The sequence below is a fragment of the Marinitoga arctica genome (assembly GCF_054657315.1).
Map to the genome: position 1 here is coordinate 23,180 of NZ_BAAHYY010000009.1, position 19,839 is coordinate 43,018.

25 protein-coding genes are annotated in these 19,839 nt (G+C 26.4%); 19 read left to right on the forward strand and 6 right to left on the reverse strand.

Annotated elements, in window-relative coordinates:
- Positions 1–134: 134 nt before the first annotated feature.
- Positions 135–1,268 (reverse strand): amidohydrolase, encoded by a 1,134-nt coding sequence (locus tag ACYQ44_RS03890; protein WP_459995364.1) that lies wholly within the window; start codon positions 1,266–1,268, stop codon positions 135–137.
- Positions 1,269–1,494: 226 nt separating this feature from the next.
- Here ACYQ44_RS03890 and ACYQ44_RS03895 point away from each other — a divergent pair, with 226 nt between their 5' ends.
- The 5 genes from ACYQ44_RS03895 to ACYQ44_RS03915 all read left to right on the forward strand — a co-directional run bounded on the left by ACYQ44_RS03895 (position 1,495) and on the right by ACYQ44_RS03915 (position 6,302).
- Positions 1,495–3,369, forward strand: coding sequence for a ribonucleoside triphosphate reductase (locus ACYQ44_RS03895; RefSeq protein ID WP_459995365.1), 1,875 nt, complete (start codon positions 1,495–1,497; stop codon positions 3,367–3,369).
- A gap of 4 nt (positions 3,370–3,373) precedes the next feature.
- Positions 3,374–4,015, forward strand: coding sequence for an anaerobic ribonucleoside-triphosphate reductase activating protein (locus ACYQ44_RS03900; protein WP_459995366.1), 642 nt, complete (start codon positions 3,374–3,376; stop codon positions 4,013–4,015).
- A gap of 61 nt (positions 4,016–4,076) precedes the next feature.
- A complete protein-coding gene (locus tag ACYQ44_RS03905; RefSeq protein ID WP_459995367.1) occupies positions 4,077–5,000 on the forward strand; it encodes a diacylglycerol/lipid kinase family protein in 924 nt (307 codons plus the stop codon).
- Positions 5,001–5,666, forward strand: a complete 666-nt coding sequence (locus ACYQ44_RS03910; RefSeq protein ID WP_459995368.1) for a DUF554 domain-containing protein — start codon at positions 5,001–5,003, stop codon at positions 5,664–5,666.
- A gap of 9 nt (positions 5,667–5,675) precedes the next feature.
- Entirely contained in the window at positions 5,676–6,302 is a 627-nt protein-coding gene (locus tag ACYQ44_RS03915) for an N-glycosylase/DNA lyase (protein WP_459995418.1), read from the forward strand.
- Positions 6,303–6,347: 45 nt separating this feature from the next.
- On the opposite strand, the gene ACYQ44_RS03920 is transcribed toward ACYQ44_RS03915, so the two are convergent.
- Both ACYQ44_RS03920 and ACYQ44_RS03925 read right to left on the reverse strand, forming a co-directional pair.
- Entirely contained in the window at positions 6,348–7,451 is a 1,104-nt protein-coding gene (locus ACYQ44_RS03920; RefSeq protein WP_459995370.1) for an alanyl-tRNA editing protein, read from the reverse strand.
- 10 nt (positions 7,452–7,461) lie between these two features.
- Entirely contained in the window at positions 7,462–8,157 is a 696-nt protein-coding gene (locus tag ACYQ44_RS03925) for a M48 family metallopeptidase (RefSeq protein ID WP_459995371.1), read from the reverse strand.
- 146 nt (positions 8,158–8,303) lie between these two features.
- Between ACYQ44_RS03925 and ACYQ44_RS03930 the strand changes: the two genes are divergently transcribed.
- From ACYQ44_RS03930 to ACYQ44_RS03985, 12 genes are all read left to right on the forward strand, one after another.
- A complete protein-coding gene (locus ACYQ44_RS03930; RefSeq protein ID WP_459995373.1) occupies positions 8,304–9,047 on the forward strand; it encodes an ATP-binding cassette domain-containing protein in 744 nt (247 codons plus the stop codon).
- Complete coding sequence (locus ACYQ44_RS03935) at positions 9,044–10,000, forward strand: SufB/SufD family protein (RefSeq protein ID WP_459995375.1); 957 nt, start codon at positions 9,044–9,046, stop codon at positions 9,998–10,000. The genes ACYQ44_RS03930 and ACYQ44_RS03935 overlap by 4 nt, the downstream gene beginning before the upstream one ends.
- 126 nt (positions 10,001–10,126) lie before the next feature.
- Complete coding sequence (gene epsC / locus ACYQ44_RS03940; protein ID WP_459995376.1) at positions 10,127–10,732, forward strand: serine O-acetyltransferase EpsC; 606 nt, start codon at positions 10,127–10,129, stop codon at positions 10,730–10,732.
- A gap of 89 nt (positions 10,733–10,821) precedes the next feature.
- Positions 10,822–11,487, forward strand: a complete 666-nt coding sequence (locus tag ACYQ44_RS03945) for an ABC transporter permease (RefSeq protein ID WP_459995377.1) — start codon at positions 10,822–10,824, stop codon at positions 11,485–11,487.
- Positions 11,487–12,521, forward strand: a complete 1,035-nt coding sequence (locus ACYQ44_RS03950; protein WP_459995378.1) for an ABC transporter ATP-binding protein — start codon at positions 11,487–11,489, stop codon at positions 12,519–12,521. Before ACYQ44_RS03945 ends, ACYQ44_RS03950 begins: the two co-directional genes overlap by 1 nt.
- A 1-nt stretch (position 12,522) precedes the next feature.
- On the forward strand, positions 12,523–13,170 hold the full coding sequence (locus tag ACYQ44_RS03955) for an ABC transporter permease (RefSeq protein ID WP_459995379.1): 648 nt from the start codon (positions 12,523–12,525) through the stop codon (positions 13,168–13,170).
- A gap of 11 nt (positions 13,171–13,181) precedes the next feature.
- Positions 13,182–14,066 carry an ABC transporter substrate-binding protein gene (locus ACYQ44_RS03960; RefSeq protein WP_459995381.1) on the forward strand — a complete coding sequence of 295 codons (885 nt, stop codon included), beginning with the start codon at positions 13,182–13,184 and terminating at the stop codon, positions 14,064–14,066.
- Between the two features lie 9 nt (positions 14,067–14,075).
- Positions 14,076–14,480: a hypothetical protein gene (locus ACYQ44_RS03965; RefSeq protein WP_459995382.1), complete on the forward strand. Its 405-nt coding sequence runs from the start codon at positions 14,076–14,078 to the stop codon at positions 14,478–14,480.
- 10 nt (positions 14,481–14,490) lie between these two features.
- On the forward strand, positions 14,491–15,498 hold the full coding sequence (locus ACYQ44_RS03970) for a cytochrome b5 domain-containing protein (RefSeq protein ID WP_459995383.1): 1,008 nt from the start codon (positions 14,491–14,493) through the stop codon (positions 15,496–15,498).
- A 60-nt stretch (positions 15,499–15,558) separates the two neighbouring features.
- Positions 15,559–15,741 carry an HTH domain-containing protein gene (locus ACYQ44_RS03975; RefSeq protein ID WP_459995384.1) on the forward strand — a complete coding sequence of 61 codons (183 nt, stop codon included), beginning with the start codon at positions 15,559–15,561 and terminating at the stop codon, positions 15,739–15,741.
- Positions 15,742–15,781: 40 nt separating this feature from the next.
- Positions 15,782–17,047, forward strand: a complete 1,266-nt coding sequence (locus ACYQ44_RS03980; protein ID WP_459995386.1) for an NAD(P)/FAD-dependent oxidoreductase — start codon at positions 15,782–15,784, stop codon at positions 17,045–17,047.
- Between the two features lie 98 nt (positions 17,048–17,145).
- The gene (locus ACYQ44_RS03985) at positions 17,146–17,457 is read left to right on the forward strand and encodes an ArsR/SmtB family transcription factor (protein WP_052913106.1); all 312 of its coding nucleotides are present in this window, start codon (positions 17,146–17,148) and stop codon (positions 17,455–17,457) included.
- 24 nt (positions 17,458–17,481) lie between these two features.
- On the opposite strand, the gene ACYQ44_RS03990 is transcribed toward ACYQ44_RS03985, so the two are convergent.
- The 3 genes from ACYQ44_RS03990 to ACYQ44_RS04000 all read right to left on the reverse strand — a co-directional run bounded on the left by ACYQ44_RS03990 (position 17,482) and on the right by ACYQ44_RS04000 (position 18,780).
- Positions 17,482–17,727 (reverse strand): hypothetical protein, encoded by a 246-nt coding sequence (locus ACYQ44_RS03990; RefSeq protein WP_459995388.1) that lies wholly within the window; start codon positions 17,725–17,727, stop codon positions 17,482–17,484.
- Between the two features lie 172 nt (positions 17,728–17,899).
- Positions 17,900–18,472, reverse strand: a complete 573-nt coding sequence (locus tag ACYQ44_RS03995; protein ID WP_459995390.1) for a hypothetical protein — start codon at positions 18,470–18,472, stop codon at positions 17,900–17,902.
- A 2-nt stretch (positions 18,473–18,474) separates the two neighbouring features.
- Entirely contained in the window at positions 18,475–18,780 is a 306-nt protein-coding gene (locus tag ACYQ44_RS04000; protein WP_459995391.1) for a hypothetical protein, read from the reverse strand.
- A 252-nt stretch (positions 18,781–19,032) separates the two neighbouring features.
- On the opposite strand from ACYQ44_RS04000, the gene ACYQ44_RS04005 reads away from it, so the two are divergent.
- Both ACYQ44_RS04005 and ACYQ44_RS04010 read left to right on the forward strand, forming a co-directional pair.
- Complete coding sequence (locus ACYQ44_RS04005; RefSeq protein WP_459995392.1) at positions 19,033–19,164, forward strand: hypothetical protein; 132 nt, start codon at positions 19,033–19,035, stop codon at positions 19,162–19,164.
- Positions 19,139–19,804, forward strand: coding sequence for a GGDEF domain-containing protein (locus tag ACYQ44_RS04010; RefSeq protein ID WP_459995393.1), 666 nt, complete (start codon positions 19,139–19,141; stop codon positions 19,802–19,804). Before ACYQ44_RS04005 ends, ACYQ44_RS04010 begins: the two co-directional genes overlap by 26 nt.
- Positions 19,805–19,839: the final 35 nt, after the last annotated feature.

Below are 19,839 nucleotides of genomic sequence, written 5' to 3' on the forward strand. Positions count from 1 at the left end.
CAACCCCCTAATTCCATTTTATGATATTATAACACTTTTATATATAAAAATTCAGACTTAACTTAGGTTGTTGTTAGATTAATGTTTATATATAATAAAAACACCACCAATTAAATTTGGTGGTGTTAATTTTTTTATAATACTTTTTTGCCTTCAATATAAACGCTTTCTGCTTTTGCTCTTACATCAAATGGATGGTAGTTCCAAATTACAATGTCTGCATCTTTCCCGGGTTCTAACGAACCAACTCTATCTTCTATTTTTAATATTTTAGCTGGGTTTATTGTAAGCATTTTTAATAAATCTTCCTCTTTTGCGCCATATCTCATTCCAAGAGCAGCTTGTACATTCGCATGTTCTAAATGTAAAACAGGGTGATCGCACATTAATCCGGCTAAAATACCTTTTTCATTTATTATTCTTAAAGCTTCGAAAGATAAATCTTTTAATTCTAATTTTGTTCTGAATCCAAACAATGGTCCAAGTACAAGTGGAATATTTTTTTCTTTTATATAATCAGCTACTTTATAAGCTTCAGTAGCATGTTCAATTACTAAATCAAAACCGAATTCTTCTGACAATCTTATTGCCGTTAATATGTCATCAGCTCTATGAGCATGAATTCTAGCAGGGATTTCTCTTTTTAACACTTTTTCACCTATTTCCATTTTTAAATCAAATTCATTAAAATCTTCTTTTTCTTTCTTTTTCATATAATTTTTTACTTTTAAGAAGTAATCTCTTATTACTGCTACACTTCCAAGTCTTGTTGCTGGTAATTTGTTTTGAGATCCATATACTCTTTTAGGATTTTCACCCATAGCCATTTTTAATCCTGCTGGTTCTTTAATAATCATTTCATCAACTATTTTTGATTTGAATTTAAGGATTGCCCCTTGACCACCGATTGGATTTGCACTACCAGGAACAACCATTACAGTGGTAACTCCGCCTTTTAAAGCTCTTTTTATTGCAGCATCTTCTGGATAAAAAGCATCAATTACTCTTACTTGAGCTGTATTTGGATCTGTCATTTCATTCCCATCTTGATAGCTCATTCCAACGCCTTCTTCAAATACTCCAATATGAGAATGAGCATCTATAAATCCTGGGAAAATGTATTTTCCTTCAATATCTATTACTTGATCAGCCTTTGCTCTAATGCTTTTTCCTATTTTTTTGATTTTTCCATTTTCAATTAATAAATCCCCTTTAAATGGATCTGAAGTGATAGGATAAATATTAGCATTTTTAAAAAGTATTTTCATTTATATCCCCTCCTGTTTTTTGTGTTTATAATCAAATTATATCATAATTTGATTCGTTAAGCAAATCTTTTTGTTGAAAAAAATTAACATTTAAATCTAATATTCTTTATAAAAGTGTTTGAATTTTTTCTACTTAATTTATCAGATATACATACATATTGTATTTAATGTTTTAATATGATACAATATATCGTGTTATAATTAGTTATTGTGGAGGAGGGGAAATATGAATTTAATTTATGATTACATCAATAATAGTGACTGGAAGGTTAGGGAAAATTCAAATATGCAATATTCATTACAAGGGTTAAACAATCATATTCACCAAGAAATTACAAAACAATTTTGGTTGAATGAAGTATATGATAAACATAACAAAAAGATAAGTGAATATCATAATAAAGGATTTATGCATATACATGATTTAGGTGCTTTATCAGCATATTGTGTGGGATGGGATTTAGAGGAATTATTAAGAAAAGGATTTAATGGTGTTTCTGGAAAAGTTGCATCTGGTCCTGCAAGACATTTTAGAACAGCTTTAGGACAAATAGTTAACTTCTTATATACAATGCAAGGTGAAGCGGCTGGGGCAGTAGCGTTTTCAAATTTTGATACATTATTAGCACCGTTTATAAGATATGATGGTTTAAATTATGATCAAGTGAAACAATCTTTACAAGAATTTATATTTAATATGAATGTACCAACAAGAGTAGGGTTTCAATCACCTTTTAGTAATATTACTATGGATTTAACAGTTCCTTCTACACACAAAGATAAAAAGGTAATAATAGGAGGAAAAGAAAAAGAAGAGACATATAGTGATTTTCAAAAAGAAATGGATATTTTAAATAAAGCGTTTATAGAAGTAATGCTTGAAGGAGATTATGATGGCAGACCTTTTTCATTTCCAATACCAACGTATAATATAACAAAAGATTTTGATTGGAATAGTGAAGTTGCAACAATGATTATGACTATGACAATGAAATATGGGACACCGTATTTTGCAAATTATGTTAACTCAGATATGAATCCTGAAGATGCTCGTTCAATGTGTTGTAGATTAAAATTAGATAATAGACAAGTAATAAAACATATGCAACAACTTTCATTTGGCTTTGTTAATGAAGATAAAAAAGAAGATGAAAAAACAGAAGTAAAAAGAAGAGGCGGATTATTTGGTTCTAATCCATTAACTGGATCTATAGGAGTAGTTACTATTAATATGCCACGATTAATGCATTTATCAAAAGGTGACAAAAATAAATTTTATAATTTATTAGATGAAGTTATGAATTTAGCAAAAGAGAGTTTGGAAATAAAAAGAATATATGTTGAGGAATGGACTAAACAAGGATTGTATCCATACACAAAGGTTTATTTAGACAGTGTTTATAAGTTAACAGGTCAATATTGGGCGAATCATTTTTCAACAATTGGTTTTGTTGGAATGCATGAAGGATTATTAAACTTTGGTATTGCGAATGGTATTGCAAGTGTGGAAGGTAAAGAATTTGCTCAAGAAGTTATGGATTATATGCTTGAAAAATTAAATGAATTTAATAAGGAAACTGGAAATTTATATAATTTAGAAGCATCGCCAGCCGAAGGAACAACATATAGATTAGCAAGAATAGATAAAAATGAGTTTGGAGAAGATATAAAACACTCAGGCTCGGATGAAAAACCGTATTATACAAATTCTGTTCATCCTCCAGTAAATTATTTTGAAGATCCTTTTGATTTATTAGAACATCAAGAAGGATTACAAAACAAATGGACTGGTGGTACAGTTGTACATATTTTTGTAGGAGAAAAAATTACAGATACAGAGGCTTTAAAAGAATTTATTAAATTTAGTTTTGAAAATTACTCTTTACCATATATGAGTATAACCCCGACATTCTCTATTTGTCCTGAACATGGATATATAGCAGGAGAACATTTTAAATGTCCGTATTGTGGAAAAGATACAGAAGTATATTCAAGAGTTGTAGGATATTATAGACCAGTTCAAAATTGGAATGATGGGAAACAACAGGAATATATAGATAGAATACAATTTAAAATTAATAATGAGGTATTAAGGAGTTGACTATATGATATTAGCAGGAATAAGAACATTTAGTTTTGTTGATTATCCAAAAAAGATTTCTGCTGTTGTATATACTGGAGGATGCAATTTTAGATGTCAATGGTGTCATAATTGGAAAATAGCATATTCAAATGATTATAATTCAATTTCTGAAGAAAAGATTATTGAGAAATTATTTGCATTAAGAAAAAGGTTAAATGCAGTTTGTATTACAGGTGGAGAACCAACAATACATAAAGATTTACCAGAATTTATTAATAAAATAAAAGAACTTGGATATTTGGTGAAATTAGATACTAATGGAACAAATCCTGAGATGGTAGAAGAATTAATAAGAAAAAAGTTAATTGATTATGTTGCTATGGATATAAAAGCTAAGCCGGAGAATTATTATAATTTAATAAATGTACCCAAAGATTATTGGGAAAGTATAACCAAAACAATAAACATATTAAGAAGTTCAAATATTGACTATGAATTTAGAATGACGTATGTCCCAAACCTTTCGACAGAAGATGATATAGAATTTTTTGAAGAATTTTTAGAAGAAGACGAAAAAGGATATATTACAATTGCAAATTCAACAGAAATTTTTGAGGTTAATAATAACAAAGAAATTAAAGTTAATAGGTTAATTTTTAGATAATAGGCCAAAAGGCCTATTTTTTATGGTAAAATATTATAAAACGTATAAATGGAGGGTTATGATGAAAAAGTATTTTTTTATAGTTAATCCACATTCTTTTGGGTCAAAAGCAATAAAATTATGGCCTATTATTAAAAATAATCTAGAAAATAAAGGATTTGATTTTAATTATAAATTAACAAAAGGGAAGATGCATGCTTATAAACTTACTATTGATGCTATAAAAGAAGGTTATAGATATATAATAGGAGTTGGTGGAGATGGAACGATAAATGAAATAGTCAATGGTTTGTTTAATCAAAAGTATATAAATCTTTTAGATGTAGTTATTGGTTTAATACCTACTGGAACAGGAAATGATTGGGGAAAAAGTATTGGAATTCCAAATAATTATATTGAAGCAATAGATATTATCAAAAAAAATAATATAATTACCCAAGATGTTGGAAGAGTAGAGTATTATGAAGGAGAGAAGAAAAAAGAAAGGTATTTTATAAATATTTCAGGAATGTTTTTTGATGCTATAGTAACTAGAAATACAAATATATCAAAAGATAAAAATAAAAGTGGATCATTTTCCTATTTGCTCAATTTGATAACCACATTATTTAAATATAGTTCTCAAAAAGCAATAATTAAAATTGATGATAAAATTATAAGAGAAAAAATTTTTTCTATGGCTGTAGGAATATGTAAATATAGCGGTGGTGGTATGATGATGCTCCCGAATGCGTTATATAATGACGGACTTTTTGATATTACTATAATAAATGAAGTTCCTAAATTACAAGTAATTAAGAACATAAAAAAGATTTTTGATGGAACTTTTATTAATTTAAAATGGGTAAAGCAGTTTAGAGGGAAAAGTGTTACAATTGATTCCGAGGGAAAAATTTATTTAGAGGTGGACGGAGAAAGTTTAGGACATTCTCCTTTTAAATTTAATATTTTACAAAATTCATTAAGAGTATTTGGAGGTGAATAAATGATACCAACATTAGTGAATGCAATAGCTGTTATTATAGGTAGTTTGTTAGGGTTAGCTGCAAAAAAAGGAATTCCTGAAAAACTAAAAACAATATTATTTTACGCTGTAGGTTTGACTACTTTGGGAATAGGTATAAATATGTCAATGTCTGCAAATAATTTTTTAATTGTTTTAGGTTCTATGGCTATAGGAGGATTAATTGGAGAATTGATAGATATTGAAGGCTTTTTGAAAAAAATTGGAGATAATATGAAGGAAGGAGATTTTTCAACAGGTTTTGTTATGTCATCAATTTTATTTTTGGTAGGTCCATTAACAATTATTGGTTCCATCAATGCTGGATTAACTAATGATGGAACATTAATATACACAAAATCATTATTAGATGGAATATCCTCTACAGTGTTAGCATCTATATATGGATTAGGAGTTATGCTTTCTGCTGGTTCGGTGTTGATTGTACAAGGTAGCATAGTATTATTAGCATCAAAATTATCTTTTTTAACAAATGAAATATATTTGAATGATTTGGTAGCTGTTGGTGGTATAATAGTATTAGGAATAGGATTAAAAATTCTTGAGATAAAGGATACTAGAGTTGGAAATTTTTTACCTTCTTTGATAATTTCTCCAATTTTAGTATGGATTGTATCATTGTTTTAGAGGGGTGAAATAATGAAATTAATAAAAGATATTGAAAGTATATATTTTGAAGCTAAACCATTAGTAGAAAAAAGATGGCAAGAATTTGTTGAATTAGGAAAAAATGGTTCAGAAAAGGAGTTGTTTTCTGAATTGTGTTTTTGTGTATTAACAGCAAATTGGAGTGCAAAAGGTGGTATTAAAGCTCAAAAAGAAATTACACCTGAAGGTTTTGCTCATTTTGATATAGATGAATTAGAATATGCTTTAAGAAAGGTAGGACATAGATTTCCAAAGGCAAGAGCTCAATATATTGTTTCAAATAGATGGGTTATTAATACAATTAAACATTTGTTTGTTCTTCCATATTATCAGATTAGGGAATTTTTGGTAAAAAATATTAAGGGAATTGGTTGGAAAGAATCAAGTCATTTTTTAAGAAATGTTGGTTATGGAGAAGTTGCCATACTTGATAAGCACATATTAAGACTAATGCTAGAAAATAATCTAATTGATTCAATTCCTAAAGGGTGGACAAAAAAAAGATATCTAGATTATGAAAACCGTTTAAAAGTGTTAGAAGATCATTTTAATGAACCAATTGGTAAATTAGATTTATATTTATGGTATTTAGTAAAAAAAGAAATTGATAAATAGATTCTTATTTAGGCAAACTTAAAATATAGCCAGACATATGTCTGGCTATATATATTTTTTAATTTCTTCAATAGTTATTTCTCCTATAATACTTCCTCGGTTTTTCCCCCCACCACCTTTTACTTTTGGATTATTATTTTTTATATTATTTATCAAATCCTTGCAATTTATAAGTTCTGATGAAATTTCAAGTCTATTATCTTTTTTTACAATATACAAAACTTCATTCATTGGGAGAAATTTTGGTAAATAATTTACATAATCATCTTCAGTTTCTATGTAAATTAGCTTAACATTATTTATGATTTCAGATTTTGAATAAATATCTTTAGCTATTATTTGTGCGAATTTTTCATTTAACTTTTCATATTTAGATTTATATTCTTTCATTTTTTTAATTAATTCTTCGACTCTTTTGGGAATGTCTTCAATTTTTGAAGTTAATAAATTTGATGTTGATTTTGTGATTTTTATTCTACTATCATAATCTTTTAATGCTCTATTTCCAGCTACGAAATACAATCTTGTAAGATTTCCTTTAACCTTTTCTTTGTTAATGATTTTTAATAGACCTATTTCTCCAGTGTTTTTTACATGAAATCCTCCACAGGGGTTTACATCAAAATCTCCAATTTTTATTAATCTTACATCACCAACTATTTTTTTGCTTAATTCATTTCTTAAATTATACTTATGAATTTGTTCTTTTGAAGTAATTATTTCTTCTACGTCTAAACATTTTTGGATTATCTCATTTGATAATAATTCAGCTTTTTTTTCAACATTTTCAGGAAGATTTGGGATTTCTAAATCTATAGTAGTATATTCTTCAGCCATTCTAAAACCTACAGTATCCAAATCTGCAATTTGTTCAAATGCTGCAGATAATATATGTTGAGCAGTATGTTGCTGAGAAATATCTTTGCGTCTAATATTATCAATTTCTTCATCATAAATTCCAATTTCAATTTCTTTATCAATTAAATGATAAAATTTATTATTTTTATATTCTACAAATAACACATTTGCATTTCCTATTTTACCTCTATCGCCCAATTGACCGCCTTTTCCATCAGGATAAAAAGGACTTTCATTAGAAATTGCATAAATTTTCTTTTTTTCTTTTATTATTTCATCAATTTTTATCATTTTACACCTCCTATAGAATTAATAAATTGCCGTTTTCCTTAAACCATTTTCTAGATTCTAAATAATCATCACAATAATGTTTTACGTAATCCCAAAACTCTTTTCTATGGTGTTTATGTTTTATATGAGCTAATTCATGTATTATTATATAATCTATTTTCCTCATTGGCGCCATAATTATTCTAAAATTAAAACTTAAATTATTTTTTCCTGAACAACTTCCCCATCTTGTTTTTTGGTCTCTAATATAAATTTTATTATATTTTAAATTCATTAAATTCGAGTAATAATCAACTCTTTGAGTAATAATCTCTTTTGCGCGACTTTTATACCACTTTAGAATCATATCTTTTTTTAAATCGACGTTTTCAAAAAACTCTCTTTTTAATAATATGTATATATAGTTATCCTGAATTCCAACTTTATAATTCCCTTCTATGGTTATTAATTTATAATATTTACCCAGAAAAAGAAACCTTTCGCCATCAATATATGACTTTTCTTTAATAGGTTTAATATTTAATAGTTTTGATATTATCCAATGACGTTTGTCAAAAACAAATTTTTTTATTTCATAATCTGAAAGAAATTTGGGAGCACGAACAACAACGTCGCCTGTATTTTCAATTATAATAGATATACTTTTTCTTTTTGATTTTATTATTGAATAATTTATCTCCATGTATTCTGTCTTTAGAATATTCATTTTGCACCTCTAAATATTGTCAAATTAAAGAAATTATAACATATTAATCTTTTTTTTACAAAATCTTATATTTGAAGGGGTTTGATAGAAAATATTTTACATTAATTTGTTAAAATCTTATTAGAATATTGTAAGGAGGAGTAATGATGTTAGAACTGAAAAATATCAATTTTATTACAGGGTCCAGGAAAATATTAGAAGATATTACTTTTAATTTTGAGAAAAGAAAAATATATGCGATTTTGGGAAATAACGGTGTAGGGAAATCAACATTAGCAAGAATAATAATGGGATTGGATGGATATAAAAATAATCATGGAGGGAAAATATTTTTTGAAAACAAAGATATTACAGATTTATCCGTTACAGAAAGAGCAAGGTTAGGAATAACAATGGCTTGGCAGGAACCTGCAAGATATGAAGGGTTAGGTGTAAGGGAGTATTTAACCTTAGGGAAAAGGATAAAATTGAGTGATAATGATTTATTAGAAATATTAAATTTGGTTGGATTAAACCCATTTTACTTACATAGAAAAGTTGATAAAACTCTTTCTGGCGGGGAAAGAAAAAGAATAGAATTAGCGTCTTTGATTATATTAAAACCAAAATTTGCAATATTTGATGAACCTGATTCAGGTATTGATATGATGTCTAATATCATGATTGAAAGAATTTTTAAAGTTATTACAGCTAATGGCGGAACGGTATTGAGCATAACCCACAGAGAAGAAATTGCAGAAATTGCAGATGAAGCCTTTTTAATTTGCTCTGGTAAAATAACTGCGAAAGGTGATCCTAAAAAAGTTTCAGAGGTGTATAAGACTACATGTGATAGTTGTTCGCATATTAATGTTCCTGTAGATTTTTTGGGAAATGAGGTGAAGTTATGAATATAGAAAAAAATTATGCTAAAGAATTTGAAATGATTGAAAAGGCATATGAACAAGCAGGTGGGGATATAAGTAATTTATTAAGCAAAGATATAGTTTCTTTAATTATAAGCGGTGATAAGGTATTAGGAAAAAATACCGTAGAAGGAATTCACTTAAATGTTGAAACTAAAGAAGGTGTTGTTAATTATGAAATGATAATAGAAGATAATATAAAATTAGATAAACCAATTCATTTATGTGTAGGATTTTTAAAAAATCAAGGAGAGCAGTATATTAATGCAAAATATAAAATAGGAAATAATTGTGATATTAAATTTTTATCCCATTGTTCTTTTCCATTTGGAAAAATACATCATAAAATGGATTCTGAAATGATAATAGGAGAAAATACAGTTGTATTTATGGAAGATGAACATTTTCACAATGAAAAAGATGGAATATTTTTAGAAACATCATATTACACAAAAGTTGGGAAAAATTCAGTATTTGATAGTAGATTTAAATTAACTAAATCAAGAGCAGGTAAATTAAAAATAGACATGTTTGTAGATTTAGATGATAATTCTAAAGCATTGTTAGAATCAAAAGTCTGGGGTAAAAAAGATGATGAATTAGAAATAAGAGAAATAGTAAACCTTAATGGAGAATATTCTTCAGGTATTGCAAAAAGTTATATTTTTGCCCAAGATTCAACAAAAGCTGAAGTTATTAATGAAGCTTATGGAAATGCTCCTTATTCAAAAGGACATATAGAATGTATGGAAATTAGTAAAGGTTCTAATATCAATATCAGCACAATTCCAATTTTAAGAGTTAAAAATGATTTAGCGGAATTAACTCATGAAGCATCAGTTGGAAGGATAAATCCGCAACAACTTGAAACATTGATGGCTAAAGGGCTCGATGAAGATGAAGCTACGGAATTAATTATAAAAGGAATTTTGAAATAATATAGAATTTTAAAAAGTGCGGCGTAAGCTGCACTTTTTTACATAAATTTAATTTAAATAAGATTAATTTTATCCAATTTATGATATAATAATTATGATAAAAATAATCATAATTGAGGTGAGCTTATGAGAATAATAATAAATTTTTTTGTAGATTTTATTTTAATATTTGTTAGTTTAAATAAAGATTTAGATGAATACATAAAAAAAGATCCAGCCTCTAAAAAAAAGTTAGGTGTTATATTGTTTAATACAGCATTTCATGGTCTTGTATATTATAGAATATATCATTTTTTTTATAAATATAAATTATATCCAATTTCTTATATACTATATATGATAAGTAAGATATTGTATTCTATGGATATTCATCCAGCTGCAAAGTTATCTCCGGGTATTGTTATAGATCATGGGTTGGGTATTGTTATTGGTTCTACTACAACAGTTGGTAAAGGGACATTAATCTATCATCAAGTTACTTTAGGTGCAAAACATATTAAAAATGGAAAGAGACATCCTGATATTGGTGAAAATGTTATATTAGGCGCAGGTTCTAAGATTTTAGGAGATATTATAGTTGGTGATAATTCAGTGGTAGCGGCAAATTCTGTAGTTTTAACCAATGTTCCTTCTAACTGTTTGGTTGCTGGAATTCCTGCAAAAATAAAGAATTTTGAATATGACCAGAATCACATTTATGAAATATCTCATAATTATGATTTTTCTATTTAATAAAATAGAATTTTAATTTTGATATGATTATAAATTTTGATATAATATAATTAGATATAATATAATTAATTAATAATGAAGGTGAAAAAATGCAGTATATTAATTATTTATTTTATAATTATGAGAAAATAATAAAAGAGTTATTAAATCATTTACGAATAATTGGAACAGCCTTACCTTTTGCAATTATCATAGGGGTAGGAATAGGCTTTTTGATATCTAAAAATAAGATTATATCAAAAATAGTGTTATATATTGCTGGTGTATTAATGACTATTCCAAGTCCTGCACTTTTTGGTATCATGGTAATCCTTCTTGCTCCTTTTCACTTAGGTTTAGGAAGACCCCCTGCAATTATTGCTTTAATTATTTATTCACTCCTTCCTATGATTAGAAATACGTTAGTAGCAATTTATACTTTAGATAAAGGTATAATTGAATCAGCCAGAGGAATGGGGATGACTGAGAAACAAATATTATTTAAAATAAAATTACCGTTATCTATTCCTATTATAATGTCTGGAATAAGAAATTCAGTTGTTATGGGAGTTGGGGTTGCGACAATTGGATATTATATTGCAGCTGGTGGTTTGGGTTATTTTATTTTCGCAGGATTAAGTAGAGGTAGATATGAAATGATAATTACTGGAGTAATATTATTAGCATTACTTGGAGTTGGGTTAAATTTAATCATGTTAAAAATAGAAGAGTATATTACACCTAAAGGGTTAAAAATAAGTAATGGGGGTAAATGATGCCAATAGAACTAAAAAATATATCAAAAAAATTCGGAGATTTTTATGCTGTAAAAGATTTGAATTTGGAGATTGAAGATGAGAAAATAACTGTTTTAATTGGTCCGTCAGGATGTGGTAAAACAACAACATTAAAACTTATAAATAGGTTAATTGAGAGAACTTCAGGTGATATATTATTTGACAAAATTTCTATAGATAAGATAGATAAGATTCAATTAAGAAGAAGTATAGGTTATGTTATTCAGGAAATAGGGTTATTTCCTCATTATAATGTTTTTGACAATATTGCAGTTGTTCCAAGATTATTAAAGTGGGATAAAGAAAAAATAAAAAACAGAGTGAAAGAGTTAATAGATTTAGTAAATTTAAATTATGATGATGTAATTAATAAATATCCAATGGAATTATCTGGTGGTCAAAGGCAAAGAGTTGGAGTTGCGAGGGCTTTAGCTGCAGATCCTAAAATATTATTAATGGATGAACCTTTTGGCGCTATAGATCCTATTAATAGAGAAATTTTGCAAGATGCTTTTTTAGATATACAAGAAAAGATAAAAAAGACAATTGTTTTTGTTACACATGATATTAGAGAGGCAATAAAACTAGGTGATAAAATTGCTATATTTAATCAAGGAGAATTAGTTCAATATGATAATACATTGAATATTATAAAAAATCCTAAAAATGAATTTGTAAAAGATCTTTTAGGTAGAAATGCTGAACTCAATTTTATGGAATTCATTAAGGCAGAAAAAGTAGTTAAAGATAATTATGTCATTATTAATTCTTTGGATGAAATAAAAAATGATTCAAATTGCTATATTATATATAATGAAAATTATCAAGGATTTATTACTAAAAATGATTTAAGATTGAATAGAAAAAATATTAGAAAAGAATACATTAATTATAATGATAGTGTTTTAGAAGGATTAAACATAATGTTTAAAAATAATATTCATTATTTACCTGTTATAAAAAATGGGAAAGTAATAGGAATATTAGATTATAGTGCTTTATTGGAGGATTAATATGTATATATTTTCATATTTGATTGAGGATTTTGATGTTGTGATTCAAAGATCTTTAGAACATTTAATGATTTTTTTCTTTTCATGGATATTATCTGTAATTGTAGGTGTGTTTATAGGAGTATATATTACCCGTGAAAAACGAAAAAAATATACAAATATAGCGCTTTCTATTACAGGTATTACTCAATCGGTTCCAAGTATAGCAGTAATAGCATTAATATTTTTATTTATGGGTATAGGAAAAATAACGGCAATAACAGCATTGTTTTTATATGGTTTAGTTCCTATAATTTTTAATACTACATCTGGTATTGTAAGTATTAATCCGAAAATAATTGAAATAGCAAAAGGTATGGGGATGGATGAAAAAGATATACTTTATAAAATAGAAATCCCAATAGCTTTACCAGCTATTTTTTCTGGTTTAAGAAATTCTGCTGTAATAAATATAGCAACTGCAACAGTAGCTTCAGTAATAGGTGGAGGAGGTTTAGGAGTTATTATTTTTACTGGATTATCTCATTATAATGCACCTATTATTTTTGCTGGAGTTTTGCCAGTTTCTATATTAGCTATTTTAGTAGATAATGTTTTAGGTTTTTTAGAGAAAAAGTACGTTTCCAGAGGTTTAATAAATGAATTCTAGGGAGGGATTTTATGAAAAAGTTAGTAGTTTTTTTATTAATTGTTATTATGGGATTTAATGTTTTTGCTGCAAAAAAGGTAGTTGTAGGTGCAAAAATGTTTACAGAAGGTTATGTTATAGCAAATATGATTTCGTTATTACTTCAAGATTCTGGATTTAAAGTAGAAGAACAATTTGGCTTAACTTCATTTCCATTAAGGGCAGCTATTGAAAATGGTCAAATTGATATTTATTCAGAATATACAGGTACTGCGTGGGCAGCCTATTTTAAACAAAAGAAAAATATATATGACCCATATGAATTATTTAATGAAGTCGCCAAAATGGATTATGAAAAGAATAAAATTGTTTGGATTAATATGATTCCTTTTAATGATACTTATGCAATGGCAGTAAGAAATGAATTTGCAGAAAGATACAATTTAAGAACATTATCAGATTTGGCTAACTTAGTTAATTCTGGAGAAAAAGTATTATTTGGTGTTAATCCTGAATTTTATGAAAGAGCTGATGGATTTTTTGCAATGGCAAAGGCATATAATATGAATATTTCAAAGAAAAATGTTAAAACTATGGAAGCAGGTCTTACATATGAAGCTGTTTCATCAAGGAAAATAGATGTTGCAATGGTTTATTCTACAGATGCTAAATTATTAAAATATAATTTAACTGTATTAAAAGATGATAAAAGTTTTTTCCCATTATATAATCCTGCAGTATTAGTAAGAGAAGAGGTTTTAAATAAATATCCTGAAATAAAAAACATATTAAAACCTTTAACATTATACTTAAATGAAAATATAATTATAAGGTTAAACTATTTAGTTGATGTTATGGGAATGGAACCAGAAATTGTAGCAAAAAATTATTTAAAAGGATTAGGATTAATAAAATAGGAGGCTTATATGGAGGAAATTGTTGAATTTTTAGGATGGTTAAATGTCTTTTTTTTGAGTTTTAATTTATCCTTATTCATTATTAGAAGATTATATAAATATTTTATTAAAAACAAAAAATCACAAAAGGCAAAGTTCATTGTAAAATTAATGTTTTACTTAAAGAAATATCACAAATTATCTGGAATACTATTGATTATTTTTGGAATAATACATGGTTATTTAGCATTAAATGGAAATTTATATTTTCATACAGGTGTTATTTTGTGGTTAGGTATTGTATTAATGTTTGGTTTATATTTTTTAAGTAAAATAGAGTATTTTAAATTTTTTTGGATTAAGTTGCATAGATATGTTGGACTTGGATTAATTATTTTATTACTTATTCATTTGATTAATCCATGGTTATTTTAGGAGGTATATAATGAAAAAGATTTTAGTATTAACAATTTTAATGCTAAGTATTATTATGTTTGGAGAGTATATGAGTATTTTAGATGTAAATATAAAAGATTATGGAACGAGGTATAAAATAATTCCTTATAAAGAATTAATCAAAAATAATGGCAAAAATGGTAATGATTCTTTTATTGCGGTTAGTGGATTTGTATATGATGTTACATATTCAAAACCGTGGGAAAATGGATATCATGAAGGGAATTATGCAGGTTCTGAGTTAACTTTCGAAATGTTGAGACTTTCACCTCATGGTGTAAGTAAACTTAATAATATTGATCAACTTGGCATTTTATCATTTACGATAAATGATTTAATAGAATTCAACGGAAGAAATGGAAGTAAAGCATATGTTGCAGTAGATGGAATAGTATATGATGTATCACATTCAAAATTATGGAAGGATGGCGAACATAAAGGAAGGCATGAAGCCGGGAATGAATTAACATATGAAATAAGAGAATTATCGCCGCATGGAATAAAAAAATTAGATAATGTATTTCCTATTGGAATATTAACATTAACAATGGAGGAATTAAAAAAATTCAACGGAAAGAATGGAAATAAAGCATATGTTGCAGTAGATGGAATGGTGTATGATGTATCAAATTCAAAATTATGGAAAGATGGCGAACATAAAGGAAGGCATGAAGCCGGGAATGAATTAACATATGAAATAAGAGAATTATCGCCGCATGGAGTAAAAAAATTAGATAATGTATTTATGATTGGATATTTGGTATTAGATGAAAATGAATTAAGAACTTTTAATGGAAAAAACGGAAATAAAGCATATGTAAGTTATAAAGATATAGTTTATGATGTAACAAAAGCTAAAAAATGGAAAAATGGTGAACATAAAAATGGTATTAAAGCGGGTATGATATTAGATGAAGTATTTGGAACATCTCCTCATGATGAAAGTATATTTTCCGAAAAAAATAAAGTATTTATGATTGGATATTTAATTAAATAATAAAGGGATTGATTTAAATTTTAGTTTATGATATAATCAACTGGGTTTAGGAGGGATAGTATGGATTCAATTGAATTAGTTGTAAAAGTATTATCGGAGTCTAAGGAACCTTTGAAATCAGCTGAAATAGCTGAAAAAGCAGGGATTGATAAAAAAGAAGTTGATAAAGCAATTAAAAAATTAAAAAAAGAGGAGAAAATTGAATCTCCCAAAAGATGTTACTATACTATAAAAAAAGGCTGAAACCAAGTGGTTTCAGTCTATTTTTTTAAGGAGGGATTATATGAAAATAGGTGTTATAGGATTTGGAGCTGCTGCAGTAGGTTTTTTAAGAGAAATAAATAGACATGATATTACAGTGTTTGAGATGAATAAAGATATATTTTCTTCATCAATAAGTGGAATCAGAGCTGATGGAAAGCTTTTTGTTTCTTCTGAGATGGGTGGTGATTTAGAAGAAATATTATATGATAAAATTTTGCAAAAAGATATTGTGGATTATTATTGTGAATTATCTGAGACAGAACCAGAAGTTGGATCAAGAGAGAATATCGAAGAATTACAAAAAAGATTTTTTATTAATGGTTTTAAGTTGGTTGAGTCGAAATTTTTCCATATTGGTACAGATAAATTAAAAACATTTCTTAAAAATGCACATAATGAATTTATAAAAAAAGGTGTTAATTTTAAATTTAATTCTTTTGTGAAAAATATTGATGTACAAGAGAAAATATTAATTGAATATATAGATAGAGAAACTAGAGCTGAACTAAAAGATTATTTTGATAAGGTTTATGTTGCAGTAGGGCGTAGTGGTTTTAAATTAATTGACACTTTAACGAAAAAATATTCCGACATAATATTATCTAACACGAAAGTGGATTTAGGTGTAAGATTTGAATTGCCAGATATTGTAGTTAAAGAATTAAATGAAGCTTTATATGAGTTTAAAGTTAAATTTAAGTCATCTAATGGGCAATTAGTAAGAACATTTTGTAATAATCCGTCTGGGTATGTTGTGACAGAAAAATATGCAGATTTTATAACTGTGAATGGGCATGCAATACACGATCAAAAATCTACAAATACTAATTTTGCAATTTTGGTAACGCATTCTTTTACTAAACCATTTAATGACCCAAATGGTTATGGATCATATATTGCCAAGCTTTCTAATATTTTAGCTGGAGGTAATAAAATTATACTTCAGACATATGGAGATTTTAAAAAAGGAAAAAGAACAAAAAAATTATGGAAAGTTTTTCCAACATTAAGTAATAATGAATATGTTTTAGGCGATTTGAACCTAGTATTTCCAAGTAAAACATCTGTATCTTTAATAGAATTTATAGATAATTTAAATCAAATTATACCAGGTATCGCTGATGAAGAAAATCTTTTATATGGTGTTGAAGTAAAATTTTATGGAAAAAAGTTAAATAACAATTTATTTGAAAATCTTAAATTTATAGGGGATTGTTCAGGTCATACAAGAAGTATTGTACATGCAACAGCCCATGGAATTATAGAGGCAAGAAAAATCAAATAAAACTAATTTTTTAATTTTGTTTTGAAACTATCGTAAAGTTAATACTTTATACTTATTATGGTATAAACAAAAATTTATAAATAATGGAGTGTAATATTATGGACGATTGCGTATTGGTCGCTGAAATATTTAAGGCATTATCACACCCTACACGATTAAGAATATTGAAATTATTAAATGAAAAAAAATGTAATGTTATTGATATTTCTGAAGAATTATCACTAACTCAGTCAAGTGTTTCTCAACACCTTAAAATTTTAGAAAATTCTGGAATCATAAAAAAGGAAAAAGAAGGAAATGTTGTTTTTTGCGAAATTAAATATAAAAGCATATTTAAACTGTTTGATGATGCAAAAAAGATTCTTTATGAAGAATTAAACGCTGCACATAATATGATTAAAAATTCTTAATCCACATCATCAGATGTGGATTTTTTATTCTTTATTTTTTTTAAAATGTTTTACTGTATATTTAACTACAATACCTATAACAAAATGATCTATTGAAATTTTAAAATATAAAATATCTATAAACTGTTTGAAAGTAAAATTCATAAAATATGCATAAATATATATTACAACTATATATAAAAGGATTGAGGTTAAAAAATATATATATTTTCTTTTTTCTCTTTCTTTAAATATACATATTTCTCTAATTATTGCAATTATTATAATCATGATACAAGTAAAAACAAATCCCATAGAAAAAATCGAGGGATATTTATAAGTAAAAATACGTTTAGAAGTTCCAAAAGTAGGTAGAATATACCAAAAATAAAAGCAATCAAAAATAACAAAGTATAAAAAATCCTTTATATTTAGTGGAATTATTTTTTTTATATCAATCACCTCAATAAGTATATAATACTTTCTTGAATTCTATTTCAGTTGAAAAAATTTCGTATCCTGCTATATAAAAATCAATATTATATAATCCTAAAAAATTTTTTGTGTTTTGTTTAAATACCACTGTAATGTTTTTATTTGGATTTGTGAAATCTGGAGATATAATATTATAATATACATTATATATAATATCATCTTTTGTTAATACACAAAAAACAGGTAAATATTTATCGCTTTTTAGTATTTTTTTGATTCTTAAATTTACTAAAATTTCATTTTCAACGCCACTATAAAAAACAGATTTATTATTTTTTGATTCATTTGAAAATATGCTAAATTTCATATTTTCATATTTAAAACTACTAGATTTCTTACGATTACATATACCATATCCATTAATTATTTCAAATTTATGTGTATTAAAAGGAATTGGATAGAAAACCTTTTTCCTAATTTCTAACATATAATAATCATAATCATAATCATTATATTTTGATTTTTTTTCTAATGGAATTGAGGATATGACCTTCAAATTTTTATTGAGTATAATTATTGATATTTCTTTATATTTTTTCATAATTAATTAATTTTTCTTGGGTGATATAAATCATTGGTGTCTACTATTTTAAAATCGGACGAAAAATACCCATCCAAAAAACCTTTTGCAAAACCTACAGCAGCTCCTGTAACTGCACCTCCTATACCTCCGCCAAATCTAACACCTGCATAAGCGCCCAATACAGCATTTTTTACACCGCTGTTAATTCCATTTGCAGTTCTTCTTGCGACTTCTTCATTTTTTCCTGTTACTTCATCACGCAATTCCATATTATATTGTTTCCAATAATCACTAGAGTCATGAGAAATACCATTGTTAATATACATACTATCCCTCCTATTTTAAAATTTTATAGAAATAATTTTTAAAGTTATTACATATAGTTATTTAATTCAAAACAATTTTATCAAAAAAAAAAAAAAATCAACAAATTAATGTAAATTTTATGTAAAGCAGTATTTAAACTATTTGATGATGCAAAAAAGATTCTTTATGAAGAATTAAATGAAACTCATAGAATGATTTAAAAATAAATAATTTAATTGTAAATATGGATAGATTTGTGATATAATAGAAATATGATTGCTATAGAAAAAGGTTTAATAAAAGAGAAAGATTTAAAAAAATTAAAATTCGAATATACTATTTTTGACAATGATGCAGAAATAAATTCTGCTAATATTGTTGTTTCAAAAAAAAAAGATAGATAATGTATATACAATATTAGTTACAAAAAAATTAGATGAAAAAATTCTTGAAGTAGATGATTTTATTTTCGCTCCAGTTAATCCAGAAGAACTTAATTATAGAGTTAAAATTGGATTGGAAAAAGTAAAAAGAATAAAAGAATTGGAGAGATTATCTCTAATTGATTATTTAACGGGTGTTTATAATAGAAGAGCTATTACAGATTTGTTAAAAAAAGAGATTGAAAGGTCAAAAAGAGAAAATAAAAAATTTGTAGTTTCAATGCTTGATTTTGATAATTTTAAAAGTGTGAACGACAAATACGGTCATGATGCTGGAGATGAAGTTTTAAAAAAAACTATTGAACTTGTAAGAAAAAATATTAGATATTATGATTCCATTGGAAGACTTGGAGGAGAGGAATTTTTAATAGTATTTTCTAATATTAGTAAAGAGAATGCCTTTAAAGTTAGTGAAAGAATAAGATTATCTGTAGAAAAAAATATTGTTTACATAAATGGGTATCAGATAAAAATTACAGTAAGTCAGGGGTTATCTATATTTGATGGGAATAAAAATATAGATCAATTAATAAAAGAAGCAGATATAGCTTTATATAAAGCAAAAGAAGAAGGAAAAAATAGAATAAAATTTTATGAATAAACCCCGGTAAAGTTTTTACCGGGGTTATTATTTTA